Origin of the sequence: Micromonospora inositola (assembly GCF_900090285.1) — a bacterium.
In the GTDB taxonomy this organism is placed as follows: domain Bacteria; phylum Actinomycetota; class Actinomycetes; order Mycobacteriales; family Micromonosporaceae; genus Micromonospora; species Micromonospora inositola.
The window spans coordinates 2593816-2618637 of sequence record NZ_LT607754.1 but is presented as its reverse complement, the minus strand read 5'-3'; the positions used below and the strand labels follow the sequence as shown (position 1 = coordinate 2618637).

Annotated in this window: 30 protein-coding genes and 1 tRNA gene; 7 read left to right on the top strand and 24 right to left on the bottom strand. The window is 67.4% G+C overall.

Translation table 11 applies throughout. The features are described from left to right. Positions 1–319: 319 nt before the first annotated feature. The 14 genes from GA0070613_RS12565 to GA0070613_RS12505 form a co-directional block, all read right to left on the bottom strand. Positions 320–1786, bottom strand: coding sequence for a tyrosine-type recombinase/integrase (locus tag GA0070613_RS12565; protein ID WP_089012472.1), 1467 nt, complete (start codon positions 1784–1786; stop codon positions 320–322). Next, positions 1783–1971: a helix-turn-helix transcriptional regulator gene (locus GA0070613_RS12560; protein WP_089012471.1), complete on the bottom strand. Its 189-nt coding sequence runs from the start codon at positions 1969–1971 to the stop codon at positions 1783–1785. The genes GA0070613_RS12565 and GA0070613_RS12560 overlap by 4 nt, the downstream gene beginning before the upstream one ends. Positions 1972–1985: 14 nt before the next feature. Next, complete coding sequence (locus GA0070613_RS12555; protein ID WP_089012470.1) at positions 1986–3770, bottom strand: replication initiator; 1785 nt, start codon at positions 3768–3770, stop codon at positions 1986–1988. Next, a complete protein-coding gene (locus tag GA0070613_RS12550) occupies positions 3770–4036 on the bottom strand; it encodes a hypothetical protein (protein ID WP_089012469.1) in 267 nt (88 codons plus the stop codon). Before GA0070613_RS12550 ends, GA0070613_RS12555 begins: the two co-directional genes overlap by 1 nt. Next, a complete protein-coding gene (locus GA0070613_RS12545) occupies positions 4033–4743 on the bottom strand; it encodes a hypothetical protein (protein WP_089012468.1) in 711 nt (236 codons plus the stop codon). The genes GA0070613_RS12550 and GA0070613_RS12545 overlap by 4 nt, the downstream gene beginning before the upstream one ends. Then, positions 4733–5026, bottom strand: a complete 294-nt coding sequence (locus GA0070613_RS12540; protein ID WP_089012467.1) for a hypothetical protein — start codon at positions 5024–5026, stop codon at positions 4733–4735. The genes GA0070613_RS12545 and GA0070613_RS12540 overlap by 11 nt, the downstream gene beginning before the upstream one ends. After that, complete coding sequence (locus GA0070613_RS12535; RefSeq protein WP_089012466.1) at positions 5023–5373, bottom strand: RRQRL motif-containing zinc-binding protein; 351 nt, start codon at positions 5371–5373, stop codon at positions 5023–5025. The genes GA0070613_RS12540 and GA0070613_RS12535 overlap by 4 nt, the downstream gene beginning before the upstream one ends. After that, a complete protein-coding gene (locus GA0070613_RS12530) occupies positions 5370–5669 on the bottom strand; it encodes a hypothetical protein (RefSeq protein WP_089012465.1) in 300 nt (99 codons plus the stop codon). The genes GA0070613_RS12535 and GA0070613_RS12530 overlap by 4 nt, the downstream gene beginning before the upstream one ends. Further along, positions 5666–6106 carry a DUF6197 family protein gene (locus tag GA0070613_RS12525; RefSeq protein ID WP_089012464.1) on the bottom strand — a complete coding sequence of 147 codons (441 nt, stop codon included), beginning with the start codon at positions 6104–6106 and terminating at the stop codon, positions 5666–5668. Before GA0070613_RS12525 ends, GA0070613_RS12530 begins: the two co-directional genes overlap by 4 nt. An 89-nt stretch (positions 6107–6195) precedes the next feature. Beyond that, positions 6196–6405, bottom strand: a complete 210-nt coding sequence (locus tag GA0070613_RS12520) for a hypothetical protein (protein WP_089012463.1) — start codon at positions 6403–6405, stop codon at positions 6196–6198. Further along, positions 6402–7274, bottom strand: a complete 873-nt coding sequence (locus GA0070613_RS12515; RefSeq protein ID WP_089012462.1) for an FtsK/SpoIIIE domain-containing protein — start codon at positions 7272–7274, stop codon at positions 6402–6404. The genes GA0070613_RS12520 and GA0070613_RS12515 overlap by 4 nt, the downstream gene beginning before the upstream one ends. An 87-nt stretch (positions 7275–7361) precedes the next feature. Next, a complete protein-coding gene (locus tag GA0070613_RS32035) occupies positions 7362–7511 on the bottom strand; it encodes a hypothetical protein (RefSeq protein ID WP_157746341.1) in 150 nt (49 codons plus the stop codon). Positions 7512–7514: 3 nt separating this feature from the next. Next, positions 7515–8441: a hypothetical protein gene (locus tag GA0070613_RS12510; RefSeq protein WP_231929764.1), complete on the bottom strand. Its 927-nt coding sequence runs from the start codon at positions 8439–8441 to the stop codon at positions 7515–7517. Positions 8442–8685: 244 nt separating this feature from the next. Next, positions 8686–9009, bottom strand: a complete 324-nt coding sequence (locus GA0070613_RS12505) for a hypothetical protein (protein ID WP_089012460.1) — start codon at positions 9007–9009, stop codon at positions 8686–8688. A gap of 220 nt (positions 9010–9229) precedes the next feature. Between GA0070613_RS12505 and GA0070613_RS12500 the strand changes: the two genes are divergently transcribed. Then, entirely contained in the window at positions 9230–10474 is a 1245-nt protein-coding gene (locus tag GA0070613_RS12500) for a tetratricopeptide repeat protein (protein ID WP_231929763.1), read from the top strand. A 669-nt stretch (positions 10475–11143) separates the two neighbouring features. Here GA0070613_RS12500 and GA0070613_RS32025 read toward each other — a convergent pair. After that, a complete protein-coding gene (locus GA0070613_RS32025; RefSeq protein WP_157746339.1) occupies positions 11144–11710 on the bottom strand; it encodes a hypothetical protein in 567 nt (188 codons plus the stop codon). Positions 11711–12937: 1227 nt separating this feature from the next. Between GA0070613_RS32025 and GA0070613_RS32020 the strand changes: the two genes are divergently transcribed. Together GA0070613_RS32020 and GA0070613_RS12480 are read left to right on the top strand one after the other, a co-directional pair. Beyond that, positions 12938–13747 carry a hypothetical protein gene (locus tag GA0070613_RS32020; RefSeq protein WP_157746338.1) on the top strand — a complete coding sequence of 270 codons (810 nt, stop codon included), beginning with the start codon at positions 12938–12940 and terminating at the stop codon, positions 13745–13747. A gap of 467 nt (positions 13748–14214) precedes the next feature. After that, positions 14215–14559, top strand: coding sequence for a hypothetical protein (locus GA0070613_RS12480; protein ID WP_089012456.1), 345 nt, complete (start codon positions 14215–14217; stop codon positions 14557–14559). Positions 14560–14778: 219 nt separating this feature from the next. On the opposite strand, the gene GA0070613_RS12475 is transcribed toward GA0070613_RS12480, so the two are convergent. The 3 genes from GA0070613_RS12475 to GA0070613_RS32015 form a co-directional block, all read right to left on the bottom strand. Continuing rightward, positions 14779–16077: a PD40 domain-containing protein gene (locus GA0070613_RS12475; protein ID WP_157746337.1), complete on the bottom strand. Its 1299-nt coding sequence runs from the start codon at positions 16075–16077 to the stop codon at positions 14779–14781. A gap of 502 nt (positions 16078–16579) precedes the next feature. Beyond that, positions 16580–16870: a barstar family protein gene (locus GA0070613_RS12470; protein WP_089012454.1), complete on the bottom strand. Its 291-nt coding sequence runs from the start codon at positions 16868–16870 to the stop codon at positions 16580–16582. 174 nt (positions 16871–17044) lie between these two features. Further along, positions 17045–17380 (bottom strand): hypothetical protein, encoded by a 336-nt coding sequence (locus tag GA0070613_RS32015; protein ID WP_157746336.1) that lies wholly within the window; start codon positions 17378–17380, stop codon positions 17045–17047. 781 nt (positions 17381–18161) lie between these two features. Here GA0070613_RS32015 and GA0070613_RS12460 point away from each other — a divergent pair. Then, positions 18162–18515 (top strand): STAS domain-containing protein, encoded by a 354-nt coding sequence (locus tag GA0070613_RS12460; protein WP_089012452.1) that lies wholly within the window; start codon positions 18162–18164, stop codon positions 18513–18515. A 59-nt stretch (positions 18516–18574) separates the two neighbouring features. Here the strand turns inward: GA0070613_RS12460 and GA0070613_RS32960 are convergent, their stop codons facing one another. Continuing rightward, positions 18575–19045 (bottom strand): DUF3618 domain-containing protein, encoded by a 471-nt coding sequence (locus tag GA0070613_RS32960; protein WP_197699073.1) that lies wholly within the window; start codon positions 19043–19045, stop codon positions 18575–18577. Next, positions 19042–19473 (bottom strand): phage holin family protein, encoded by a 432-nt coding sequence (locus GA0070613_RS12450; protein WP_089012451.1) that lies wholly within the window; start codon positions 19471–19473, stop codon positions 19042–19044. Before GA0070613_RS12450 ends, GA0070613_RS32960 begins: the two co-directional genes overlap by 4 nt. Before the next feature lie 790 nt (positions 19474–20263). Here GA0070613_RS12450 and GA0070613_RS12445 point away from each other — a divergent pair. Together GA0070613_RS12445 and GA0070613_RS12440 are read left to right on the top strand one after the other, a co-directional pair. Next, positions 20264–21307, top strand: coding sequence for a fatty acid desaturase family protein (locus GA0070613_RS12445; RefSeq protein WP_231929762.1), 1044 nt, complete (start codon positions 20264–20266; stop codon positions 21305–21307). 178 nt (positions 21308–21485) lie between these two features. After that, positions 21486–21905 (top strand): ASCH domain-containing protein, encoded by a 420-nt coding sequence (locus GA0070613_RS12440; RefSeq protein WP_089012449.1) that lies wholly within the window; start codon positions 21486–21488, stop codon positions 21903–21905. 168 nt (positions 21906–22073) lie between these two features. On the opposite strand, the gene GA0070613_RS12435 is transcribed toward GA0070613_RS12440, so the two are convergent. Then, positions 22074–22157: transfer RNA gene (locus GA0070613_RS12435), tRNA-Tyr, on the bottom strand. Positions 22158–22306: 149 nt separating this feature from the next. Between GA0070613_RS12435 and GA0070613_RS12430 the strand changes: the two genes are divergently transcribed. Next, on the top strand, positions 22307–22801 hold the full coding sequence (locus GA0070613_RS12430; protein WP_089012448.1) for a YajQ family cyclic di-GMP-binding protein: 495 nt from the start codon (positions 22307–22309) through the stop codon (positions 22799–22801). 666 nt (positions 22802–23467) lie between these two features. On the opposite strand, the gene GA0070613_RS12425 is transcribed toward GA0070613_RS12430, so the two are convergent. The 3 genes from GA0070613_RS12425 to GA0070613_RS33390 form a co-directional block, all read right to left on the bottom strand. Further along, positions 23468–23875, bottom strand: a complete 408-nt coding sequence (locus GA0070613_RS12425; RefSeq protein ID WP_089012447.1) for a DUF805 domain-containing protein — start codon at positions 23873–23875, stop codon at positions 23468–23470. A gap of 117 nt (positions 23876–23992) precedes the next feature. Next, positions 23993–24241, bottom strand: coding sequence for a hypothetical protein (locus tag GA0070613_RS32735; RefSeq protein ID WP_089012446.1), 249 nt, complete (start codon positions 24239–24241; stop codon positions 23993–23995). A 104-nt stretch (positions 24242–24345) separates the two neighbouring features. Further along, positions 24346–24666, bottom strand: a complete 321-nt coding sequence (locus GA0070613_RS33390; protein ID WP_231929761.1) for a phospholipase D-like domain-containing protein — start codon at positions 24664–24666, stop codon at positions 24346–24348. Positions 24667–24822: the final 156 nt, after the last annotated feature.

Below are 24822 nucleotides of genomic sequence, written 5' to 3'. Positions count from 1 at the left end.
CCTTGATAGGACAGCGCGGCCCACGAGTGGGCATGGAAGGTCCCCAGAGCGATCCCGGGACTGGATGGAGAAAGTCCACCGCGACCCACCCCACGCCACGCGCGAGACCGAGGACCAGGGCGCGACCAACGATTGGTGGGAAACCCCAAGATCCAACGTGCCCGTTGCATGCCCTATCGGCCGGTCGAGCAGGGGCAACAACGGTCAACCGCGGCAGGAGAGGACGAAGGCCCCTGACTTGCGTTTTCGCAGGTCAGGGGCCTTGCCGTTGCCTGGTGGCGGGTAGAGGATTCGAACCTCTGTAGCTTTCGCGACGGATTTACAGGGCGTTGCCGTTCCGCCTGCTTGCAACCCACCTGATCTGGGCTTTTGCGATACGGACAGGGCGAGAGCGGGCAGTCTTCCCCCCGATACGCCCCCGCCCCCGACTGGCTGATAGAGCCTGACTGATCTTGTCATTGACCGCCTCTTCCTCCCCGTCGATGCAGTTGGCGTAGACCTTCAGCAAGACGGCGACGCTGTGGCCAGCTCGTCGAGCAACCTCGGTTGCCGGTACTCCCCCGTTCAGCCAGAGCGACACGGCAGCATGCCGAAGGTCGTACGGCCGCCTGGCAAGCGGTGACGCGGCAATCTCGGTTGTGAGGGCGTGGGCCCGCGCCTCTTTCCAGACCCGGTCGTACGTCGAGGAGGCGAGCGGACCACCGCGGAGGCCCCGAAACAGGCGTCCGTCGGGCGTCGTCCCGTACCGCTCAAGGTGCTCACAAATCAACCCGACCAGCTCTGGGGGAATCGGGATAGTCCGGGTCTCCCCTTGGCCCCGGTGCTTCAGTCCACGCAGTTCGCGGCCGTCATCCGTCTCGCTCCAACTCGCTCCCGCGTAGGGGTTGGTTTCAGCGAGGACGATTCGGCCCCAGCCTGTTGGCGGAAGATCACAATCCGTCCGGCGCAGGCTCGCTGCCTCAGAGGGCCGGAGGCCGGCGTAGTAGAGGCAGCCAAAGAATCCGACGAACCGACCACCGTCGCGGACGACGTCCGGGATTGCCGCCAGGATTGCCTCGACCTGACCAGCGTTGGCGACAACCCGGCGGTCAACGGTCTCCCCAACCTCCGGCGCCTTCCACTGAATCTTGTCGAGGGGGTTGTAGTCCAGGAGGTCTTGCTCGACTGCAAAGCGCAGCGCGTTGTACAGGGTTGCCCGCTTGCGCTGCACAGTGCGAGCGGAGGCTGGCTTGCCATCGAGCTTGCGAGCACATGCGATCAACGCTTGTCGGAGGACGTCGGCCTTGGCGAGATCACTAACAGGACGGGATGCCCGGCCAATCCACGTCAGTGCGTCCGCGATCTCTCGCCGTTGCGGGACGTCTTGTCGGTTCGGGTTGAACGCCCAGGAGTAGAGGGCCTCGCGCAGAACGTCAGCCTGTGGAGCGCCGCGCGTGCCAGCGACGAGAGCGGCGGAGACGGTAACGAGAGCCTCGGCAGCCGAGCGACGAGATTTCGCGGCAAGGCTTGGCCACTTCACCTCAATATAGGCGCGGGCGTGGGCGTACCAGGTGACGCGGCTCTGCTCGGCGGCTGACTTCTCGGGCAGGCCAGTCAGCTCGTCGAACGGGGTGCCTGCCTTCACCGCCTGCATAAGGTCGGCCCGAAAGCGGTCCGCGAGTGCCTTGGTGATGAACGACCGCTCGCGACGCTGACCGGCAACGGCCCAGCGGACCCGGTAGGCCTTGCTCTTCCCCCGGTCAGCCCGCTTGCTGATGTCATGGATCTTGACGTTGTACGTGCTCACGCAGCGGCCTCTTCATGCTCGCGAAGCCATTTGTCGACATCAGCCGGGCGGTAGCGGATCTCACCATTGGGCAGCTTGATGGAGCGAGGCCCCAGGCCAAGCTGACGCCAGCGATAGAAGGTAGACCGTGGCACGTCTCCCAGCAGGACAAGAACCTCCTTCGTCGTGAGCAGCTTGTTCAACATGACCTCCTTAGCTACTAGGCAGCGGCCGGCGCTGTGCCGGCGACGGGGGTGGTGGCGAGTTCGTGGGCGAGTTCTTCGCGGCCGGTGGTTCGTCGTTCGCGGGCGAGGGCGGCGGCGGTGTTGGCGAGGAGGGCGTCTCCGGTGGTGTGCCAGCCGACGCCGGCGAAGGTGAGGGTGCCGACGATGAGCGTGGTTTCTTCGCCGAGTTGGTCGACGGGCTGGCCGCCGGCGGCCGGATGCTCGTGGGCCTGGTCCTCATGACGGCGGTAGGCGACGCGGGTGCCCCGCAGGAGTTGGAACGTCACCGAGTAGCGGCGGCCTTTGGTGAGGAAGTGGCCGCCGTAGCCGAGCATGTGCGCCCACCGCCGCAGCCGGGCGTAAGGGTTGGCCGTCGCGGGTTTCGCCGGTTGGGTGTCAAGGGCGGCTTGACGGGCGGCGGTGCAGGTGGGGCAGGCGGCGTAGCGGGTGTGGGTGCCGCAGTCGGGGCACTCCCAGCGGTCGACGAAGCCGGGCCGGGGCCGAGGGTCGCGGCGCCGCTGGGACAGCGGGGCCGGGGTTCCCGTGGGGCGGCCGATGCGCCAGCAGGCGTCGATGAGGCGGGCGGTGTGGTCGCCGTCGGGGTCGGCGTAGTCGTCGATGCTGTCCGCAGTCAGGCGGGTGGAGGTGTGCCCGGTGGCCTCGGTGCTCTTGGTGGCGTACTTGGCAAGGTATCCGGCGACCATGCCGTCGGTGACCTCACCGGTCCCGTCGGTGGCGATGGGCTCCAGGTCGACCTGCTCGCCCCAAGCGATCGACCAGCCCTCGGGCCGGTCCGGGTGTGAGGGCGTGTGGAAGGCGATCTGCGCGGCGGCGTGGCGGAGCGCGTCGACGAGGTCGGCGACGGTGAACCCGGCCGGCGGCGGCACTACCTTGTCGGGGTCGAGGGGGTCGACGCCGTCGAGGCGGGCGATGGCGTGGAAATGCACGGCTCCCCGGGCTTGGAGTTCGGCGACCTTCCCCGGCGTCAGCCGCACCGGCGACACCTTCCGAGTGCGCCCAGATGCGGTGACGACCTCGACGCGGGGGATGCCCCGGCGGCGGGCGAGCTTGGCCAGCCATCGTTCCGCGGCTTGCTGGGTGCGGTGCCACAGCTCGCCGGAGAACAGGTTCCACACGACCTGGTGGTCGTGGTCGTAGCAGTCCAGGCACAACGGCCGCCCGAGCACGGCGTCGCCGGTTTCGTGGCGGGCCCAGCAGACGGCGGGGCGGCCATGGGCGCAGACGCCGACATCCCGGCGGGCGTGGCACGGCTCGGCGCGGCAGTCGCAACGCTTCCGGTTGACGCAGGTGTGCCGCTTCACCACCCGGGCATGAACCGTCCCAAACGACGGGGCGGTGAAGGTGGCGAACACGGCCGGATGCGAGGCGACCGTCTCGGGGACGCCCTTGCCGCCGACCAGGCCGGCGCGCAGGAGTTGGAACGCGTCTCGCTGGTAGGTCTGGGCGCAGGAGGGGCAGACGGTGGCGCGGCGGTTGCCGCAGGCGGTGTAGATCGCGGCGTCGGGCATGGCGTCGGTGTGCCGGGAGTCGAGGACGCGGCCGGTGGCGGGGTCGACGGTGAGGAGTTGGCCGGCGAGGCGGATGGGGCGGGTGCAGCCGGCGGCGGAGCGGACGTGTTCGAGCCAGCCGAAGTAGTCGGGGCGGGTGGCGCGTTCGAACGCGGAGCCGGCGGCGGTGTAGCTGTAGACGATGGTGTCGGCGTTCGAGCCCACCCCCCGGGCCGTGGAGGCGCGGGGGGTGAGGTCCAGCGTCGAGGCCATCAGGCCGCCGCCCCGGTGGGGTGGTGGTTGGTGATGGTGCGTTCGGTGACGATGACCCGGCAGGCGCCGCATTGGCGTTTGGCCGGCTCGTGCCGATGGCAGGGAATGAGTGCGGTCTGTCCGCCGCAGCGGATGGTGACCGGTGCCCGGCAGGGTCCGCCGGGGATGACGTCGGCGAGTACCCGGCGGGTGTCGTAGGGGTGCGGGTCCGGGTGTGCGGGGCAGGTGTGGATGACCTGCTCGACGTCGACGAGGTAGATGGTCATCGGGCACCACCGGTCAGGGTGGTGAGGAGCTGCCCGGCGACGGGCGGGGGAACGTCGAGGCGGTCGGCCAGCTCGACGGCGGTGATGGGTGCCCCGGTGGACTGTTCGTGCTGCACACCCGCGAAGCGGGCCATCGGCAGCAGGTGGGCAGGGACGTCGACCGGCTCGGCCGGTGCGGTGACGGGCTCCCGCTCGACGGCCGGGCTTGGCGCGGTGGCCGGACTGATGGCAGCCGGCGGCTCGGTGACCTGCTCGGCCCCCTGGACTCGGATCGGCTCAGCCGCCGCAGCGGCCGTGGTGTGCTCCGGCGTCGGTGCCGGGGCGAGAACGAGCTTGACCAGGGCCATGAAGGCCAGCGCGGGTACGGCGGACAGGAGCCAGCCGGAGATGCCCGGCTTGGCGACCGCCAACTGGGCGGCGAGGGAGAGGCCGGCGGCGGCGATGAGCAGGGCCAGCGGGTAGCCGATCGGCGCGCCAGTGCGGCGCCGTCGGCGGATGGTGAGGAGGCAGGCGATGGGGACGAGTTCGGAGATGACGGCGTTGGCCCAGCCGAACCATGCCCCGGTGCCGGTCGGGGAGTTGGCGAGGGTCCAGTCCTTGACATGCGTGAAGGAAGCGGCTCCGGCGAAGCCGGCTACGGTGAGCAGGATGAGGACCAGGACCAGGCCCTCGACGCGGGTGCCCGTGGTGGGGCGGTCAGCGGCCATGGGTGGTCACCTCCCCGGAGGTGACGGCGCGTTGTTCGGCGGCCAGGCCGGCGAGGCCGACCCGGATACCGGCACAGGTGTTGCAGCCCTGCCCGTCGGGGACGGTGCAGTCGGCGAGGTGGGCTTCCTGGACGATGCGCAGGGACTCGGCGTAGTAGCCGGACAGGAACCGCTCGAAGGACAGCTCACCGCGTGCGGCGAAATCCTGGGCGAGGGCGGTGACGACGTAGTCGTCCGGCGTCATCCGCTCCTGAGCGGCGAGGTTGGTGACGGCGGTGGTCATCGAGCACCTCCCGGGGTGCAGTCGAGGCAGGAGCCGGTACGGCGGGGGATGTAGTAGGGCTTCAGGTGGCCGCAGTGGCGGCAGGTGCGCCGGGCGCGTAGGGCCTTGGCGATGGCCTCCCGCTGGGCGGGGGTGGCGGTCCGCTTGGGTGCGGCGAGGTCGAGGCGGTAGAGGTAGGCGACGCGCTTGCCGCGCCGCCAGAGGATCTGCGCTACCGGGTCGTGTCCTCCGGGTCGTAGGCCGGCGGCGCGCAGTTGCCGGCGAGTGGCCAGGCCGTCCGGGGCCATCCGGAAGGGGAAGGTCGGGAATCCGGTTTCGGTGCCGGTCCGGTCGTAGACGGTGGTCATGGCTGGCCTCCCCAGCGCTGCTGGGCGGCCTGGCGGGAGATGCCGAGCCGGGCACCGATCTCGGCCCAGGAGTAGCCGAAGGCGCGGAGGCCGATGACGGCTTCGCCGATGGCGTCGTCGATGACAGCGGAGAGGGCGACGAGGTCGCGGAGGGCTTCGACGTCGCCGGTGGCGACGCGGCGGCCGTGGGCGCGGATGATGCGGCGTGCGAACGCCGCGAATTCGTCGTTCTCGACGACCTCACGCCGGCGGCGAGATCGAGGGATGTGCGTCAAGGTGTGCTTGACAGTGCTCATCGGTTCTCGCCTCCCTGGGTGTGGAGGCGGTCCCACTCCTTCGCCGCGCCTTCCAGGGCGGCGATGACGTGCTCCGCGGTGCAGAGCGGGTCGTCGTTCCACGAGTAGGGCGAGGTGTGTTCGTCGAGCCAGAAGCCGTCGTCGTCGACGAGGTTGATGGGGTAGTGCTGGTCGAGGTAGTCGGTCAGGGCCGCGACCGCGCCGAGGTAGGTGGGCCGGTCGTCCGTGTCGAGGTCGGAGAAGTGGTGGACCGGGTATCCGGCGCAGGCCATGCCGATGGCCCCGACGGCGCAGGCCGGCGGGGTGGGCGTGTCGGTGGTGGTGGCGTAGTAGGTGCCCTGGTGCCAGCCGTGCCGGCGCAGGTAGAGGGCAGCCATCCGCAGCAGATCAGCAGGGGTGACCTGGACTCCGGTGGGTGTGTTCTGGGTAGCCTTCATGGCAGCCACGTCCTTTCGGTAGGGCTGTTGGTGGAGGTCGGCGGAACCGGATCGGCTTTGCAGGGCGTGAGCCGGTTCCGTCGGCCGATTCAGGTGGTGCGCAGCCGCAGGTAGCGGCGGTGGCGGGTGTCCTCGCCGCCCATGAGTTGGGGTGGGCCGACGTAGACGAGTCGGCCGCTGGCGGAGGCGACCTGGACCATGGCGGCGATTTCCGCCGGTTGGGCGATGATCCAGATTTCGGCGTACTGCGCGGCCCGTTGCTGGTTGGCGCGGGTGTAGGTGCGCTCCCGGGTGGTCATGCCGCCATCCCCAGGTCGACGCGGGTGAGGTCGGGAACGAGGGCCGGTAACGGCCGGGGCCGGCGGATCCAGGCGGCGTAGTCGGCGATGCCGGCGATCTGGCTGTCGGACAGGTAGGCGACCTTGATGCGCTGCGGGGTGCCGCCTTCGGCGATCAGGTACGCCGCGCCCTGATTCGACGGGGAGATGTCGGTGGCGGTGTAGCCCTGCTCGGCCCAGCCGTGGCCCAGGACGATGTTCGAGCTGTTCGGGGTGGTGCAGCGGAACGCGGCCCGGTAGCCGAACAGGTCCCGCAGGCTGGTGGGGATGATGTCGAACGACGGCCGCTGGGTGGCGGCGACGACCGGGATGCCGGCGGCCCGGCCCCGGGCGACCAGGTCGCGGAGCAGGGCGACGAACTCTTCCTGCTCCTGCTTGCTGCCGACGGTGGCGGAGTAGAAGGCGATCTCGTCGACCAGGACGGTGATGACCGACAGGCCGTCGGCGGCGGTGAGCTTGCGGCGCCCGTGGGCGCGGAGCCAGGCGTAGCGGTTGTTCATCACGACCTGCAGCCGCTTGAGGACGTCGAGGGCGGCGGTGATGTCGGGTCCGATGAACGCATCGGCGCAGTCCTCCCACTGGCCGAGCTCGACGAGCTTGCCGTCCAGCAGCACCAAGCGGCTGTCGACGGAGAGGGCGGCGTGGGCGGCGATGGTGTTGAGCAGGCCGGACTTGCCTCCGCCGGGTTCGCCACCAGCGAGGAGGTTGCGGTAGGCGAGGGTGATGTAGACGGGGTGACCGAACTCGTCGATGCCGACGAAGATGGGGTCGAACATCGACAGGCCAGGCCCCACCGGAATCCCGGCGGTCGGGGCGGTAGCGGTGGTCATGGGATGCCCTCCTTGGGCGAGGAAGTGGGCGCGAGGAGCTACACGAACGAGCCCGCAGGGCTCCTCGCGTCCGGGTTGGGTAGGCGGTTAGATCAGGCCGTCGTCGTGCTGCTCGTCGTGCCGGTCGGCGTCGAGCTCGGCGTCACGGCGGTAGTCCCACGAGCGGCCTTCGCGGCCGCAGTCGTAGCAGTGGAAGTAGAAGCCGTCGGTGGCCTCGTCGTACTCGATCTGTGTCATGGGTCAGATCCAGTCGGAGATATCGTCCTCAGGCGTGGAGGACGAAGCCGCGGGCTTGCTGCCGTTGGCCGAGTTGGTGGTGGCCGGCTTCTTCTGGATCGGCAGGGTGACGGTGGGGACGTCGACGTCGGGCAGGTCCAGGGCGGTCGGCACGGTGCCGGTGACCCGCTCGGTTGCCGGGGTTTCCGGGGTGATGACGTCGACCAGCGGGGAGCCCACCGTGGCGGTGAGGACCTCGCGGCGTTTGATGTCGAAGCGCAGGTAGGCGGCGTTGCCGTCGGAGGCCCGCTCGATCAGTGCGGTGGAGGCGTGGCAGGCGACCGCGATCCGGTCGAGACGGCCTTCCAGGTCGGCGAGGGACAGGCCGGGGCGCAGGTAGACCCAGATCCGCTCACCGACTGGGGTGGGCTTGGCCCACAGGATGAGCGGCAGGCTGCCGGACTGGTTGGCGATGATGAACTGCGCGAAGCACACGCGCAGGCGGTGCCGAACCACGAGGCACCAGGTCCAGGCGACCAGGGCGCGGCGGGTGACCGGCAGGGCGGCCGGGACGCCGACGACCAGGGCGACCACGAGCAGGGTCACCGGGGTCGGGGTGTGGTTGGTGAGCTGGACCCAGCCAGCACCGAGGAGCGTGGTTATCCCGATTTCGGGGGTCCACCACCACAGCACCCGCAGAACGGGCCAGATACGGACCAGGACCCAGGCGAGCCCACCGGTCGGTGCGCCGATGAGAGCGCCGACGAACAGGGCCAGGATGGGGTGCATGTAGGAGGCGGCCACCACGGCCGCGAGCAGGCCGACGATGACCGCCGTGAGGATGAACGCCAGCCGGGCGTTCCGTGCCGAGGAACGGTGGACCTTGGCCTCGATGACCGTCACCGTTCCGGTGTTCCGTCCGAAGGGGCGGCGGGGGCTAGACTTGGACACGACGAGTCCTCCCTTGCACGAGGGTGGATGAGTTGGAGGGCACGGGGTCGGCAGGTTTGGACGCCAGTACCGACCCCGCGCCAGCTCTTACGGGGTGTGACCACCGGTCGTGGTCACCAGGCCGGGAACGTTGGACGCCAGAGCCGTCCCCGGACTGCCTTGTTCAGTTGGATGGTTCAGCGGACCTCAGCCGCTTCGGGTTGCCACGGACACCAGTGGCTGACACAGCACGGTGATCGAGGACCTACTTGGCCGCCGAGGTACCCGCCTTCGGCTTCAGCGAGATGGCGCGGAACGCGACGCCGTTGCGCCCGTTGGTCGCCCACGGAATGGCCTCCAACTGCTCGACAGCGACGAGCTGTCCCACCGTCACGCCCGGCTTCTCACCCGCCGTGGTGATGGTGATGATCTCGCCGCCGGTCTCGTCGAGCACGAAGACCTGGGTGGACCACAAGGGCCGGCCAGTTCCCTTCTCCGTCTTCTGGTTGCCGCCGTTCGGGTCGTTCTTCGGCGCGGGGTCCTTCGTCACCTGGACCTGCTTGCTCTGGGTGTCCACGTACAGCTTCACGAGCTACCTCCTGTGTCTAGGCGCATCCCCTGATGGATGACTGCCTCGTTGCCAAAGTACCAACTCAGTTGGTACTACGCCAGACTCTAACCGGACTTCTTCCGGCCTTTCGCTGGCACTCACAACGATCGCCTTCACTGCGCTAGAACGACAGGTGTCACTGCGGTGACAGGTCTTAGTCCCCTCGCCATGTCCCCTTGATCGGGGCGATACTGGCCGCATGGCTGACGTAGCTGCTGACCTCGACCGACCCGTCTGGGCAACCAGGCTGAGGGCTGAGCGCACCGCACGGGGGTGGTCGCAGGGGGAAGCCGTGCGTGCCATGCGGGCACACGCCGCCGAGCAGCTTCCGGCCGACAGCACCCTGCTCCGGAACTGGAAGCGGTGGGAGGCAGGAGGCTCCGAGCCTGATGCCTTCTACAAGGCCCTCATCGCCAAGACGTTCGGCACCGTCACCGCCGCGTTCTTCCCGCCGGCGACACCGCATGAAGCTGATGCGGAACTAATCGCGGGAACCGGCATGGAGACGGTGGAAATTCTTGCCCGCCTCCGTAGCTCCGACGTATCGAACGCCACGCTCGAAGCGCTACGGATAACCGCTGACCGGCTGTGCTGCGAGTACCCCTACATGGCACCGGAGCAGCTACGGGTGGAGGGCCGTGCCTGGCTGCGCCGGATCACCGCACTGAGGGATCGCCGGCTAACCCTCGCTCAGCACCAGGAGGTGCTAACCCTGGCAGGCTGGGTCGCGTTGCTCGTTGGTTGCGTGGAATACGACATGGGCCTCCGTCGCGTTGCCGAAGGCACGCGCAAGGCGGCGTTGACGCTCGGCGAGGAAGCCGGCAATGCCGCCATCTCTGGTTGGGCATACGAGATGCGAGCCTGGTACGCGCTCACGCAAGGCGACTATCGAGGCGTCATCGCGGCCGCTGAGGCAGGCGAGGCAGTTGCCGCCCATGACAGGGCGGCTGTGCAGCTGGCCGCCCAGCGTGCCAAGGCATGGGCACGACTCGGCGACAGGCGACAGGTAGAGACAGCGCTGGACAAGGGCCGCACGCTGCTTGAGTCCTTGCCATATCCCGAGGACACCGACCACCACTTCGTAGTGGACCCGGCGAAGTTCGACTTCTACGCCATGGACTGCTACCGCATCGCAGGCGAAGACCGCCTCGCAGAGATGTACGCCCGTGAGGTAATCCGTTCCTCGACCGACCCGGACGGGACCGACCGGAAGCCGATGCGCCAAGCGGAAGCCCGGATAACGCTGGGCGTGGCAGCGGCTAGGGCCGGCGACCTAGAGAGGGCGGTCTCCTACGGGCGACGGGCGCTGGAGGGAGATCGCAAGTCCCTGCCCTCGCTGCTGATGGTCTCGAAGGAGCTGGCCACCCTGCTGCGGAAGCGATACCCGAAGGAGCCGGAGGCCACCTCATACCTCGATGAGGTGCGAGCCATCAGCGCGAGCTGACACCGTCGTCGTCTCCGCCCCCGCTTACTCGGCTCGGACGACCACCGACGCCTGGGCGTGGGCGACTTTCATGCCAGGACACGACCCGACTCGGGCGCCACATGTGAGTGCGGCCCACCGTGGCATCCGGCTCTGGCATCTGCCCCCGCTTCCGGTAGTTCGTCACCGTCGCGACCTTCACGCCGAGGTACGCAGCTACGTCGGAGGTTGTCCACCACTCCGCAGTCGTGTCCGGGCCAGCTCCCACGGCTTCATTCTGGCACCAACTGCGGCTGTCGTTCTCGGGTAAGGCGATCCACCGCTGTTACCCGTCACAGAGCCGGGAGGCGTTCTTCGAGGGGCACGTGGCCGCGTGCGAGGCACTAAGTGGTGTCCCTTGTGGGCGGATCCGGTGCAGGCGCAGTCGAGGTCCTCTTCGGGCCTGCCAGCGGACAGGTCGGAGGGTGGGACGCTGTCTGGGTAACCGTCGCTGCTGGCGAGGCAGATCGCGAAGCCCCAGGTGTGCCGGCTCCGGTGAACCGGAGCCGGCACAGCGCATGGTGTCCCCGTCGGTGGTGGTCGCATCGGCGTAGGCGAACCCGGCACGGAAACGGCCGGACACGTCGGCCAGTTGCGGCCAGCGGTGGCGGGAGTCCTCGTCGATGGCCTCAACGAGGCGGACCAGGGGCGTCAGAAGGGACGGTATTCGTTGTGGTTCGCACCGCAGCTGACGTCTCCACTGGTCCAGTAAAAGCAGACGGTCGTCTTGATTCGGTTGATGCCGCCAACTCGGTTGGTGTCACCGACGCTCCCGGCGTAGTACATCCCCGGCGAACCAACGCCGCCGGCCGGCAGCTTGGTGGTCACGAAGGTGTTGACCTTGGTGCTGCCGGCGTAAGCCTCAAAGATGACAGCCGCCTTGCCCGAGCCGAAACCGGTCTCGTTCCAGAGGTATCCCTCGATACTGGTTGTGCGGTTGTACCAGGTGAAATGCCCCACGCTGACGGTTGCAGGACATAGCTCCCACGCCAAAATCGGCTCATCCGCGCAGAGCTGCCCGCTGGTGGGGAAGTAAGTCACCGCAGACGCCGCCAGTGCGGGCGCAGGGTTCAGAGCGAGTAAGCAAGCCGCGGCCGTGAGTACGAGGAGCGCCCACCTTGCCAGAGCACGCACCGGCGCTGCCTTACCGGCGGAGGTCGCGTCGGGTGTGAGCCGACCGTCCTGGAAGGAGTCGAAGGCAGGGCCGTCGTCCAGCATTCGTCTCATCTGTTTCCTCCCGTGGTCACGCAGGAGCGACGGGAAGTCGCTCGCTCTGCTGTAGTAGGCAGAGTGTTCCACTAATCGATGAGCGCCGCGGCCCCGGCGATACCTGGAGGTGCCGAAGCCGCGTTCGGGGCCATCCTGCCCTAGAACAGGGCCTCGGCTGCGCCGCCGTATCGGGCCGCCACCCCCGACGCGACCGCCGCGGCGTACCCGGCCGTGCATGTCGATGCACCTCGCCGGCTGCGACGAGCTTTCGCAGGAGAGATCGAAACCTACGTTATCGACAAGAACACCACCGCCAAGCCCTACCGAGGGACCTACGACGGCACCCCTCTCAAGGCCGCATGACCCCCGAAGAACAAGCGCGGTGCTGCACTAGTGAGTCTGCCGGCGGTTTGCTTCCTGCCGGACCGCCTCCGTGAGATCCCGCCAAGTGCCGGCCGTGGTCTTCATCATCCGGTCGACCATCGAGCGGGCGGTTGCTTCATCCGGGAAGTCGTGGGTAACTTCTTGCCCTCCGTCGCCACCGAGGCGGCCACGGACGCGCCAGATCCGGCCGTCGGAGACCAACCAGATGTCGCGCCGGGCCATGCGACCCCACGACCCGTTCCAGTAGCGACCGTGTACCTCCACCGACAGCACCCTACTCGAACACACGTACGAGCCGGCCGCCTGCCGGCGAAGTCGTTCAAAGTTTCTGTACGTCTTCAAGGCGGCCCTGAGCGGGCCGCACGCGCCGTCGCCTGGGCGCGCGCCGGCCGCGCCGCTGTCGCTCTGCGGCCGTCACGCCTGACGCCCGGCGGCTGGCGCGGACAGCGGGAAGCCCGGAGGGCCGCCGCAGAACGACAGACCGTTGACCGGTGGGGTGGTGGGCCGGCAGCCGGCCGGGCCGCGCGGCCACGAGCCCGCGCGGCGTAGGAGAGGGCACGCCCGGCCGCGTCGGCGAGCGGGCGGCGGTCGCGGGGTTGCGGCTAATGCGCCTCCGGCGGGGGCGCTCCGGCTCCAGGATGGCCGGGGCACCGTCGGCGGGTCGCGGTCCGTGGGTGGTTGCGGTAAGCCATCCCGCCTGCCATCGACCCGGGCAAGCCGAGCAGACCACCGCCCGACCCGCCAGCGTCCGAACGGCCGTCAAGGTCCGCTTGACGTGGCGGGCCGGGCGGCGGCCCGCTCCCCGGGAGGGCGGGTCGACGGCAGACGGGATGGCAGATGATGTCGGCCGGGGTGCTTGAACTCGTCGTAGAGCATGGAGACAGTGCGGTGAGGCACAACCCACTCGTCTTGCCGCGCCGGGCTACCCCCGCCAACCCTCTTGGAAGAGCGATCGTGCCAACAGAACAGCTAGCCGCCTTAACGTCCTCAATCTTCGCGGTCATAATTTCCCTTGGCAGCTTGATTGTCTCCTATTTGAGCTTCAAGCGGTCGGGCCCGCAGTTGTCCGTAGAAGTAGAAGGAGTAATCGAGAGGGCGAACAAAAACGTTGCTTCCATAAGTCATGTTGGCCTCACTGTTACTAACAGTGGACAAGCTGCCATCCAGATCAAGGTAGTTGGGTTTGAGGTTAGCTACAAGCGAGGTTGGTTCCGATGGCGGCTCGGCACGAGGTGTGAGACCAGAGTCAAGAGTGGGACTACTCGACTGGAGGGCTACCACTCGAAAAGCTGCTACTTCCACGCCCCGCTGTTCGTTCTGTCGCTGTTTCACAACAAGGGCCGGGACGCTTGGCTTCGTGGGGTCGCATACACCGGTTCTGGCAAGCGGATTGTCAGTAGACCCGTGAAGGTATCTCGCTACGCGCTGAGTGATGGTTTTTCTACTTCCTGGGGATCAATTCGCAAGCGTCACGTACTCCCATCCATGCTTACGCTGAGGATTTGGGCAAGCGTCCACCTTCCAGAGCGGATCTCCTCGAAGGTTGGGCTGCCGCCACGGTATAAAAACCGTCAGAAGTGGCGAGAATGGCGGCTTGACCGTATTGAGTTCCTAGAGAAGGGCGAAGCCCCGCCTAAGGAAGTCGAGCTTATCGATGGCTAGCTGTGCGGCGAGGACGAGCATGATGCCGCCGAGGTAGTAGACGGCGCGGCTGCCGAACTGGTCGGCGAGGAGGCCGCGCCGTCTACTACCTGTGGTTGGTGAACTGAAGGGAAGCGACGACGCGTGCCAGATCCGTGCCAGGCCGACCGGTCGCGGCGGGGGTTGACGGGGACTGGCGGGGAGGGTTGCCGGCTGGACGCAGGTCACGGCACCGGCAGACCAGGGCGATTGGACACAGCCCCTGGCGGTGTGGGGCACACTGGGGGCACAAGACACTGTCAAACGTCGTCAACCAGCCACCAACGATGGCAGCCCGAGACGCCCCGTGAGCAGGTGTCGAAGTCCGTTGCCGCTGGTGGCGGCGTAGCGGCCCTTAGTTCCGCTTCAACGTCTGAGTCCCACGGAAGGTAGGTCGCGGGTAGGCACCGAGGGCGGGGGCGCTCTGGGCGTAGGCGAGGATTGCTTCTATGGCTGACACTCCGAGTGCAGTTCGCTGCTCCATCCAGCATCGTTGGGGAAGCGGCGAAGACGTTTCGTCGGTTGACCAGCTCGCGGACCTGCTGGATGAGCTAGAGGTCGATGACCCGGAGCATCCTGACGTGTGGATCAGCGATAACGAGGCTGGGTACAGCGTGTCGGTGTTCGCGGGAAGCCGAGGGCTTGTGATCTGGGAGGACCACGACGAGGTCCGCGGCCCGCCGTACATGGATGGCTACTCGCGGGCCGGGATGATGGACCTGTTCACAATGGTCTTGCAGGGGAGAACGACCGAGGTCGATTCGTTGCCTTGGTTGCCGGGATACGGGAGTTGAGGGCGACCGCGCCGGCGAAGCCCTCGTCTGAGCAGGCCGCCCGGTGCTGTCGACAGCAACGGCGACAGCAACAAGGCCGGACGGGGAGGGGCCAAGCCGTACAGCTATGGACCACGAGCCGAGGTCAGAGACACGCGCGGACCGGCCCGGACGGAGCGCCCAGAACTTACAAGCGAGGGGTCTACAACCCGCCGGTCGCGGCCACCGTTCGGGGCTGTGTCAGGACCCGGACGCGAGACCCGTACGGCCGCGCCGTCGAGACCTGTGGAGCCTCTGAACGAGCACGATGATCGCCGCGACAAGGCCGGCGAAGAGGACGGCCGCGGCTCCCTCGACCATATGATCAAAGGTGGCCAGAGGCGGATGGCCGGTGCGGCTGAGGCTCTTCGTGACCACATCGTCGGCGACGTCCACCGACTCCGCGCCGGGCGAGCTGGATGCGAGCAGCACCTGCGGCGCCCCAGCGGCAGCCAGGACAAGGACGCGGGTCCCGAAGACATTGTCGAGATTCTCGACGCCCGACATGTACAGGCCTGTTTGATCGATTCCGGCGTCGCTATGCGGCCGGAAATCCACGATCTGATATGACGGATCCAGGTCGGCCGCCGTCCCCGCGTCATACGTCGCCACCACTGGGCGGCCGGTATGTGTCCAACCGAGGATCCGGATCGCCACCACGCCATCCACGATGTAAGCCGTGCCCATGGTCGCACCGGTCGACGCATCGAGTGTAGTGAGCGTCCATCGCGCGTCGTACGTCCGCCCACAGCCGCACGGCCGCTCAGCAACCACGGCGAGCGCGCTTCCGTCGCGGGTCCATGCGCCCTTGCCGGCGATGCGGGTGCCGGCGGGAACGGCGAATGCGGCGATCGGGGCGCCCGCCGGGGTAACCACGACGATCCGGTTGCCGGACTGGTACGCGAGCTTCGTGCCATCCGGTGAGAACGCGGCGAGCCAACCGTCGAAGTTCGCCGTCATGTCTACGTCAGCGATCGTTGTCTCATGCCCGTCCGAGGTGTCAACGACCGACAGCACCGCGTGCGTCACCGGTGACGTCCACGCACCGCCGAACGTCTCCGGCGCCTCGAAGTCCGGCTGCGTGTAGGTCACCGTCGCGAGATACCGGCCGTCCAGTGACCACGCCTCAGGATGGCGGTAGTTGCCGCCGTCCGGCGGCAACCGCGTCGTCGCACCGGTGGCGAGGTTAACGATCCCGTTCTCGACCGCGAGCTGTGTCCCGTTCGGAGACAGGATCGCCGTAATGCCCGCGGTGGAGTTAAACGATTCCGGTAGCGTCCGGTATGCATCGCTGCGCAAGCCGGTGAGGGCGATGTCGAATTCCGATCCGTCCAGACGCCACGCCCTGCTTGTAAAAACGACGCTGGCGGCCCCGATCGGCGTATGACGTGCGTCTGGCGTAAAGACGCCCGGCGCACCGAGGCGGCGTGGCAGGGACGGGGACGCGGTCACTGTCGCGTCGGTGGAACGAAATAGGACGAAGCTGGCGATGGTCGCCACGACCAGTAACGCGAGCCCGCCCGCGACCCACCTCGTACGCCAGATGCGCCACCATCGGTTCCCCACCATGGCGATGTTCTTATCACCTGTCAGCGACCATGTGAATGTCCCCACTGGTGGCCACCGAATGCCCTCACCCCGGTGGTCACCTCGGTCAGGTCATCATCGGTGGCCACAAGCCCGTCTCAGTTCCGCTTCAACGTCTGACGCTCCCGGCTGAGTGACCGACTGGACGACGGACGCGAACAACGCCTGACGCCCGTGGACGCTGTCGCACCGTTCGGGCAGGCCAGCCCCTTCCTCCCGCGGCTCATCGAGTAGTGAATGTTCCTTGGCCCGGAAGAGGTCCGCCCGGCTGCGTCGAGCAGCCAGGAGGCAGCAAACGTGTCGACAACTGATGGCAACAGACGACAGGGAACGCCGAGCTTGCTGCGGCGACGTGTACCGGATGACACCAGCCGTTGCCCGTTGATGCCGCCAAGCCTCGTTCACACCGAAGCGCTCACCGCAGCTCGAACTCAAACCGCTCGTCGTAGCCCAACTCCTGGTCCTCGGCTTGGACGGCGTGCAGGAGGTCGCAGATCCTTTTGAACCTCTGCGCTCCGAGGTTCCTCTTGCTGACCTGCCAGTGCGTCCAGACCACTCTGACCGGGCGGGGGACATCCCTGCTCAGCCGGTCCCACAGGGCATCCAGTTTCGAACCGTAGTAGGGCCAGAAGTCGAGAGCGCAGCCGAGGCGCCGATGAAGGTCGCCTTCGGCCCGTACCTCGCGGCCATCGATCTCGACGAGCACTCGGTTCAACCTCCTTCACCCGGCAGTCGCGGATCGACCGCCACGATGTAGCGACGACGTGTAGCTATCGCTGTAGCAACGGTGACAGACGATGGTGTACCCGCACGACATCCACGGACCGTCTGCGCTGAGAGCGCAGACGGCGAAGTACCGCACGGGATGCGTGCCCAGAACTTACAAACGAGGGGTCCGACTGCCACGACGGGCACTGCCACCGGCCGGTGCCGGAGCGTCGAGCCAGGCGGAGAGGCGGGCGGGCCAGTCTTCGGTACCGAAGTCAGCTCCGACCAGGAGATCACGCCAGTCGTCTTGGGCCAGACGTGTGGCACGGTCGAGCTTGTCGGGTCGGCCCTGGGCGAGGCGCACAACCGCTGCAAACATCCGTTCCGGATCCTGACGGGAGTCCGCGACCAATTGATCGAGGCTGTGTAGCCGGTTCACCACCACGTCGGCGTGTTGGGGGAAGTCGGTTTTGATGCGTCGTCGGAGTCGAGGAGAGATGTCCGGCATCTATGGAGGCTACGTGGGGGCGAGGCCGAGTCGGTACCTGCCCGAAGGAGACCCACGGTCGGCCGCACTGGCCTACCCGTCAAAGCGGACGTCGCCGACGTGGCTCCCGAGGAGCGGCAAGATCCGGAACATGCGCGGAATGATCAAGCACATCCGTGGCGACAGTTCGGGCGTATGCGCTGGTAGGAGGAAGGCCGGCGCCGCAAGGGCTAAACCGTTCCTAAACCGTGTGCGCGGTGGCGACGACGCGAGCCAGGATGGGCGCCAGGTCGACGACGACCAGGGCCAGGCCGTCACCAGGCCGTCAGAGGCCGATCGCGAGCGACCAGCGACAACCAATGGTGACGACGTCTGCCCAGGTAACAGGGCGTGGCCGGCCCGGTCACCAGGCCGGCCGTGGCCGCCCTACCTGTAGTTGGTGAACTGCTGATACTGCCCTGAGGCTACCGGTGCTGTCGACAGCAACACCGACAGCAACGGGGCGACACCTGGACGCACGGGGTCGGGGACGGACCACGGCCGAGGTGGCAGACGGGCGCGGACCGAGCTGGACGAGACGCCTAGAACTTACAAACGAGGGATCGGAATAGCACCAGGAGGAGCTACCCGGCGCGTGGGGCGTTCATGATGACGGCGACGCCGACGAGGCAGATGGCTACGCCGATCATGTTTGACCAGGTATTTCGCTGAGCGCAAGATCAACGGGCGCAGACCGGGCCCAAGTCAGCTTTGATCTTGTTCGCTCTAAGCCTGTAGGCACCTGCACGGATAGGATGCGCCGATGCAGGGGCCGGCCTGGCAACACACGATCAACCATCTCGGTACGGCCAGCGTCATCACGCTGGCGGGAGAACTCGACTTCGCCGCCGACGGAGACGTGCGACAACTCCTCGACGCCGAGCTCCAGCAGCCCAGCCTTACCGACCTGCGCATCGACATGACGAGAGTTACCTTCATCGACTCCACCATGCTCGGCACGCTCGTCCACGCCTACAACGCCATTGACGACACGGACCGCCAGCTCACCATCTCGCCTAGTCCGGTTGTGCGACGAATCTTGGAGATCACCGGCCTGTCCCACCTGTTCAACGTGGCCGACGTAGACCCTCCGGATGCGCCAGGCCGCGCTAGTTAACATCCACGCGCCAACGGGGTCCTTCTTCATGTGCCTCACGGTCGCAGCGGCGCCGTTGGTCATCTCGTCCGGCGGCGTCGGTAGGCCACGATCGTGAGGGCGGCTGCGGCGCCGGCGGCCGCGAGGACCGGCATGGGTTTGGCGCGTACCGCGGTGCCGACCTTCGCTGTCACGGCACGTGCGGAGGTTACCTCGGTGGACTCGGTCTTGCCGGTGGTCTGGGTACCGGCTGAGGCCGAGCCGCGTGCCGTGGCCATGGCCTGACGGGTCTTTTGCTTGGCGGTCGCGGCGCGCTGGGAGGCTTTCTGGCTCACCGTGCGGAACATCTGGGTTGCCGAGGTCTTCGCCGACTGGCTGGCTGTGGTCAGGCGCTGCCGGAGTCCACCGGCCGCTGAGGTGGCCTTGCCGCCGAGGCGGGTCTTGACGTCGGTCTTGGCCGCCAGGGCGGCGACGGTTTCCCCCAGCTCCGCCCGCGTGTGCTGGATGTCCTGCCGACCTTTATCCGGATCGCTTGGGCTTGCCGTGCTCATGGCCGCCTCCGACCTGCCGCGCCGCGTATCGTCTCGATGTCTGCTTGCACGCTGTCCCTGGTCGCCGTCGGCGTGGCCGGCATGGCCTTTGTGACCTGCTTCTTTCCGCGCCGGGCCGCTACTGCTGCGGCGATGAACAGGATGACTGCGACGATGAGCGCGGCCAGCGCGTCCGGCATGAACGCGCCCAGGGTCAGCACCGCTGCGGCGACGACGGCACCAACGCCATAGAAACCGAGCATGGCGCCGCCGCCGAGCAACCCGGCGCCCATGCCTGCTCGCTTGCCCTTCGCGGTCATTTCCGCACGGGCCATCGTCAGCTCGTCCCGGACCAGCCGGGTGATCTGTTCGGTGGCGCGCTGCACCAGCTCAGCGACCGGCGTGTCAGCAGAGGCAGCGCCAGAGCTGCCGCTGGAATCTTCTGGCATTCGTGCCCTCACTAGTTTTCGCGTACTGGAATGGCCAGCGACGCCGACGACGGTGGTTGGACAAGTCCGACTGATGCTGGGTGGCCCCGTCAGCCTTGCTGCACCGCTGGCGTTCTCACCGAGCCCGGCGAGGGTTCGTCGGATCGCCAGTCCAGTGGCGGCAAGGCGGTGTCTCCCAGGTGGCCGGCGACATCAGCCGCTGGGATGTCGCCCGCGTGCCTGCGACGTTGCAGTGTCAGCGCGCCGGTCGCCCCGGTCAGCGCCCCCACCCCGAACGCGAGGATCAACGCATGCCGAATGCTGGAGTGGCTCCTGCGCCTCATGATCGCTCCCTGAACCCAACGTGTCCGCACGGCCCTGATTGTCCGACTCGACCACGGAGGCCGGACGCCTAATCGGCAGACTTGTATGGCAGCCACGGGCCACCGCAACCATGGCTGCTCGGTGAGCCGCCGTTTGGGCTCCGCGAGGGGCAGCCATGAGTGAGACTGGAGCCGCGGCCTGGCGCGGTGGTCGCCATGTGGACTGGGGCGGCACAGCAATCACGATCACGTCTTCCAGTGCCGGTGGGATGACGAGGGCGGCGCCGTGCGGATATCTCGGACGGCCGAGCGCCGAGCGCAGCGGGAGTCGCAGCCTGCGGTGGAGTGCGCTGGCTCGGGATCAGCATCGCTGGCCGTGGACCGGCTGCGGACGGTGGGCCCGCCTGCTAGGGCCCGTGCCTGTCGGTTTGCGGTCGACATCGCCGGACCGGACGTGTCGATTGGTGCAGCTTTCAGGAGTAACGAGGGTGAGCGACACGAATCTTGGTGCTCGCAGCGAGCGGGGCAGTGAGTACGCTGACCTGTCCCGCCTCGTGCGGGGTGCTGGACTCCTGCACCGGCGGCCAGGCCACTACGCGTTGCGCATGGGGTTGGTGCTCGGTTGCCTCGGCGTGGCGGGCGTGGTGTTCGTCCGGCTCGGGCAGTCATGGTGGCAGACCATGCTCGCGGCGTTCGTTGCGGTGATCTTTGCTCAGGCGGGGTTCATCGGCCACGACGCTGGGCATCGGCAGATCTTCCGCTCCCGCCGCGCCAACGACGTTGTCGGCCTGGTGTTCGGTAACCTGCTGATCGGTCTCAGTTACGGGTGGTGGGTGGACAAGCACAACAGGCACCACGCCCATCCCAACACTGAGGGCCATGACCCGGACATCGCGGTGGTGCCCTTGTCGTTCACTTCCGGGCAGGCCGAGGCGCGGCGCGGAATCGGCGCGGTGTTCGTCCGGCACCAAGCCACGCTGTTCTTCCCCCTGCTGCTGCTGGAGGGTCTGCACCTGCACGCCGCCAGCGTCAAGGCGGTGCTCGGCCGCGGCCGGCTCAAGCACCGCCCGATCGAGGCCAGCCTGCTCGCCCTGCACATCGGCGGCTATCTCACGGCCGTGTTCCTGCTCCTGGACACCTCGCAGGCGATCGTGTTCATTCTGGTCAACCAGGGCCTGCTCGGCTTGTACCTGGGTTGCTCGTTTGCGCCCAACCACAAAGGCATGCCCATCCTTGACCGAGCCGACAGCCTCGACTATCTGCGGCGGCAGGTGCTCACCTCTCGCAACGTGCGTGGTGGATGGCTCATCGACGTCCTGCTAGGTGGGCTCAACTACCAGATCGAGCACCACCTCTTCCCCAGCATGCCCCGACCGAACCTGCGCCGCGCCCAGCCACTGATCCGCCAGTTCTGCATTGAGCACGGCGTCTCCTACCACGAGACCACGCTGCCCCGGTCGTGGGCGCAAGCGCTGCGGCACCTGCGGACAGTCGGCAGGCGACCGACCCAACCGGCAACCAACAGAACCTGAAGCCGCGACCTGACATCAGCCGGTGACATCAGCAGTGGCGGCCGAGGCCGGACGAGCGCGGACGGTGCAGCCTCGGATATCCGAACCCATGGACGTCAGCGGACGCTGCGACTCTTGCCGGAAGCGCCTTGTAAGCGAGACGTCACTCGCAGCTAACCGCTCGCGTACCCTTCCTGGCATGGACCTCGATGATCTTCCGCGGGCGGAGTTCGCGTTTCCCGGGCCGCTACGGGACAAACTAGTGGCCGCGATCCTGTCCGGCGCGAAGACCTCGACTTCCGCCCTGGTGCTCGGATACGAGCGCGCGAACGAGCCGCTGCCGGAGGTCGGCCAACGATCGGCGGTGGTGGACTCTGAAGACCGGCGGGTTGCGGTGATCGAACTGACCGAGGTGCGGGTGGTCCGGCTGGCCGATGTTGACCTGCAACACGCCCTCGACGAGGGCGAGGGTGATGAGTCGGTGGCGCAGTGGCGGGCGGGGCACGAGACGTTCTGGCACAGCGCGGAAGTGCGCGCAGAGCTCGACGACCCCGGCTTCACCGTCGATGACGACACGCTGGTGCTGACCCAGCGCTTCCGGCTGGTGCGCTGCGCCTGAGCAGACGCCGGCGGTTGTCCGATTTCCCGACGGATGATCCGGGCGTCCGATGCTCCCCCCGATACGCCCCCGGACTGTGAGCGATGGCGGGTAACGGCTGGACTCAGCGGGACTAGACAAGATCGGCCCCCGACCGCATTTATGCTGGTCAGGGGCCGTTCTCGCACCTGGTGGCGGGTAGAGGATTCGAACCTCTGTAGCTTTCGCGACGGATTTACAGTCCGCTCCCATTGGCCGCTCGGGCAACCCGCCAGGGCGTCGCCACCACGCCGAGCGCGGCAGCGGAAGCAAGGATAGCGGTTGCCCCCGGGACCGCCGCAACCGGGTACCGTCAGGGGGTCGTGCCGCTGGTCAGCGGGCGACGGAACACCTTCGGACCGCCGGACAGCAGGAGCATGAGCATGGCAGCGAACCCGTCGTTCGACATCGTGAGCAAGGTCGACCGTCAGGAGGTCGACAACGCCCTCCGCCAGGCGGAGAAGGAGCTCGCGCAGCGGTTCGACTTCCGCGGCACCGGCGCCGAGATCTCCTGGTCGGGCGAGGAGGCGATCAGCCTCCAGGCGGAGACCGAGGAGCGGGTCCGGGCGGCGCTGGACGTCTTCAAAGAGAAGCTGGTCAAGCGGAACATCTCGCTCAAGTCGCTGGACGCCGGCGACCCCCGCCCTTCGGGCAAGGTCTTCAAGATCGATGCCAAGGTCATCCAGGGCATCGACACGGACAAGGCCAAGGCGATCAGCAAGAAGATCCGCGACGAGGGGCCGAAGGGCGTGCAGGCGCAGATCCAGGGCGACCAGCTCCGGGTCACCGGCAAGAAGAAGGACGAACTCCAGGCCGTCATCGCGCTGCTCAAGGGCGAGGACTTCGGCGTCGCCCTGCAGTTCACCAACTACAGGTAAGGCAGCACCTAACTCACAGGTCACGGCCCCCGTCACGCCGCGCTAACTGCGCACACGTCGTCGTTGATGGTCATCGTTGGTTGGCCTTGTTCGACCTCCGACGGCCTGGCGACGGCCTGCGGCCTGGCTTGGTGGTGACGGAGGGCGTGAGGTCTGCTACGACTTCCCGAATGAAGGATCTGCCCGAGCAATGGTCGACCGGATGATGAAGAAAGACCTCGGCCGGTACCTGGCGCGACCTCACGGAGGCGGTTCGGCAGGAGTCCAGCCGACGGCGCGCTGACTAGGTGTGCCCTGTCGCTCGTCAGAGGCAGACGACATCCCCGTCAGGTGCCGAGACCACGAGCGCAGTGGTGACGAGCGTGTGAAGTTTGAGCCTGTAATGCCGGAGCAGGCTAGCTTGTCCGTGAAGCTAGGAAATGTGCCGGAAGAGCCTTTTCGCGGCTGCGTCGGATCACGGCGGACTGCGGGTCCGGCCGGCTCGCGCTGGCCGAAGACCGATGAATGGCGCCGGCGGCGACAGCCGTGCGCTGTCACCGCCGGCGAGGGCTTCCTGGGCTCGCTTAGCTTTGGCGCTTTCCTCGGGCTTGCAAGTCGGCAGCCACTACCAGGCCGCCGCACCGAGCAGGGTGCGGCCAGCAACCCGCCAGTCAAATGGGGGCCTTGTCAGGCCATGCTCGGGGCGGCGGCTTGCGGAGCGTCCTTCGGGTCGGCGCCGTACCGGTTACTTCCACGAGTGCCGCCCATTACGAAGAACACGAGCAGGACGATGCCCCCCACGAGAGGCACGAGTCCGATCAACAGCCACCAGCCCGAGCGGTCGGTGTCGTGAAGTCGCCGCACGGCAACGGCCAGGCCCGGCAGCAGCAGGGCCAAGCCGACGACGAGCCCGACGACGCCGGTAGAGCTCGGACCCGACCCGATGCTGGTTCCCAGCGCGCCGTCCAGAATTCCGGCGATGAAGCTGAGGATCAGGGTGAAGAGGAAGAACCACCAGTACTCGGACCGGCGAGCTCGACCGGCGAAGCCCGCGTACTGGGAGAAGACGGATTTGATGGCATCAACGGGGGACATAGCATTCTCCAACGCAGTGAGAGATTGAGACCTGCAAGGTCAACTGCGACGCAGCCAAGCAGACGGCCAGCGGGCGGTCAATGGCCGTTACGGTCTAGTGACCTGCGCCGGTAGCGCTCAACGGCAGGCGTCTGCCCTGACGTGCACATCGCACCACTCCGGCAGATCGGCTGCCCACACCCGCCAGCCGCCGGCGTCTCGCCGGGTCTCGAATCGCCAGGGGTGGGCGGTGCCGCTCAAGCTGGTCGGCCCGTTCCACCAGATCGGCCGGACTTGCTCGGTCACCGTCGCGCGGTCATCGCCCTGGTCCTCGACGTCGACCGGTCCCACCGTCTCGAGCTTCGACGGAGCCTTGGCGCGTTCCATCTCGCCGCGGTACTGACGCCACTGCCGAAGCAGCTCGGTAAATCGAGTTGTACAGCGTGGTGTCGTGGTAGTGCACCCAGCAGCGCTCAACACCTCTAAGGCGGTTAGTACCGCATCACGTTGTGAATCTTCGCCGCCATGACGCCGGGGGTGCCTTCTTCCACGCTGCGTCTCAAGACGGCAGGTGACTCAGGGTCTCCCAACAGGATCCGGATTTCGACGCCGGCTGCCGCCTTCTGCTTTAGGGCCTCGACGAGCTTTGGCTCCTGCTCGACCAAGAAGAGCCCTGCGTAGGCGAGGATGTCGATCTTCTTCTCCGCCCTGTTGATCAGCCGGTGCCAGAGATCGTGCGGCACGGCAACTCGTCGCGAGTAAAGCTGGATCAGCTCTGATTGCCCGATTCGGGCTGCCTTCTCTGGAGTCACAGCAGCTGGCCATAGTTACTCCTCGCCCTCCCGCACGAGAGCCGCAATCGCGTGGCGGTAACGCGGATAGGGGGTCCTGTCTTGCGTGATCCAACGCTCGACAGTCTTCGGGTCCACGCCAAGGTCCTCGGCAACCCGAACGGGAGTGAGGCCATT

Bases quoted from the DNA above. Each gene is read 5' to 3' on its own strand.
- GA0070613_RS12525 (WP_089012464.1), bottom strand. From the start codon at position 6,106: ATGAAGGCTACCCAGAACACACCCACCGGAGTCCAGGTCACCCCTGCT.
- GA0070613_RS12430 (WP_089012448.1), top strand. From the start codon at position 22,307: ATGGCAGCGAACCCGTCGTTCGACATCGTGAGCAAGGTCGACCGTCAG.
- GA0070613_RS32015 (WP_157746336.1), bottom strand. From the start codon at position 17,380: ATGCCGGACATCTCTCCTCGACTCCGACGACGCATCAAAACCGACTTC.
- GA0070613_RS12500 (WP_231929763.1), top strand. From the start codon at position 9,230: ATGGCTGACGTAGCTGCTGACCTCGACCGACCCGTCTGGGCAACCAGG.
- GA0070613_RS12520 (WP_089012463.1), bottom strand. From the start codon at position 6,405: ATGACCACCCGGGAGCGCACCTACACCCGCGCCAACCAGCAACGGGCC.
- GA0070613_RS12540 (WP_089012467.1), bottom strand. From the start codon at position 5,026: ATGACCACCGCCGTCACCAACCTCGCCGCTCAGGAGCGGATGACGCCG.
- GA0070613_RS12560 (WP_089012471.1), bottom strand. From the start codon at position 1,971: ATGTTGAACAAGCTGCTCACGACGAAGGAGGTTCTTGTCCTGCTGGGA.
- GA0070613_RS32035 (WP_157746341.1), bottom strand. From the start codon at position 7,511: ATGACACAGATCGAGTACGACGAGGCCACCGACGGCTTCTACTTCCAC.
- GA0070613_RS12530 (WP_089012465.1), bottom strand. From the start codon at position 5,669: ATGAGCACTGTCAAGCACACCTTGACGCACATCCCTCGATCTCGCCGC.
- GA0070613_RS12535 (WP_089012466.1), bottom strand. From the start codon at position 5,373: ATGACCACCGTCTACGACCGGACCGGCACCGAAACCGGATTCCCGACC.
- GA0070613_RS32025 (WP_157746339.1), bottom strand. From the start codon at position 11,710: ATGCTGGACGACGGCCCTGCCTTCGACTCCTTCCAGGACGGTCGGCTC.
- GA0070613_RS12450 (WP_089012451.1), bottom strand. From the start codon at position 19,473: ATGCCAGAAGATTCCAGCGGCAGCTCTGGCGCTGCCTCTGCTGACACG.
- GA0070613_RS12550 (WP_089012469.1), bottom strand. From the start codon at position 4,036: ATGACCATCTACCTCGTCGACGTCGAGCAGGTCATCCACACCTGCCCC.
- GA0070613_RS32735 (WP_089012446.1), bottom strand. From the start codon at position 24,241: ATGGAACGCGCCAAGGCTCCGTCGAAGCTCGAGACGGTGGGACCGGTC.
- GA0070613_RS12555 (WP_089012470.1), bottom strand. From the start codon at position 3,770: ATGGCCTCGACGCTGGACCTCACCCCCCGCGCCTCCACGGCCCGGGGG.
- GA0070613_RS12460 (WP_089012452.1), top strand. From the start codon at position 18,162: ATGCAGGGGCCGGCCTGGCAACACACGATCAACCATCTCGGTACGGCC.
- GA0070613_RS12480 (WP_089012456.1), top strand. From the start codon at position 14,215: ATGGCTGACACTCCGAGTGCAGTTCGCTGCTCCATCCAGCATCGTTGG.
- GA0070613_RS12515 (WP_089012462.1), bottom strand. From the start codon at position 7,274: ATGACCACCGCTACCGCCCCGACCGCCGGGATTCCGGTGGGGCCTGGC.
- GA0070613_RS12425 (WP_089012447.1), bottom strand. From the start codon at position 23,875: ATGTCCCCCGTTGATGCCATCAAATCCGTCTTCTCCCAGTACGCGGGC.
- GA0070613_RS12440 (WP_089012449.1), top strand. From the start codon at position 21,486: ATGGACCTCGATGATCTTCCGCGGGCGGAGTTCGCGTTTCCCGGGCCG.
- GA0070613_RS12545 (WP_089012468.1), bottom strand. From the start codon at position 4,743: ATGGCCGCTGACCGCCCCACCACGGGCACCCGCGTCGAGGGCCTGGTC.
- GA0070613_RS32960 (WP_197699073.1), bottom strand. From the start codon at position 19,045: ATGAGCACGGCAAGCCCAAGCGATCCGGATAAAGGTCGGCAGGACATC.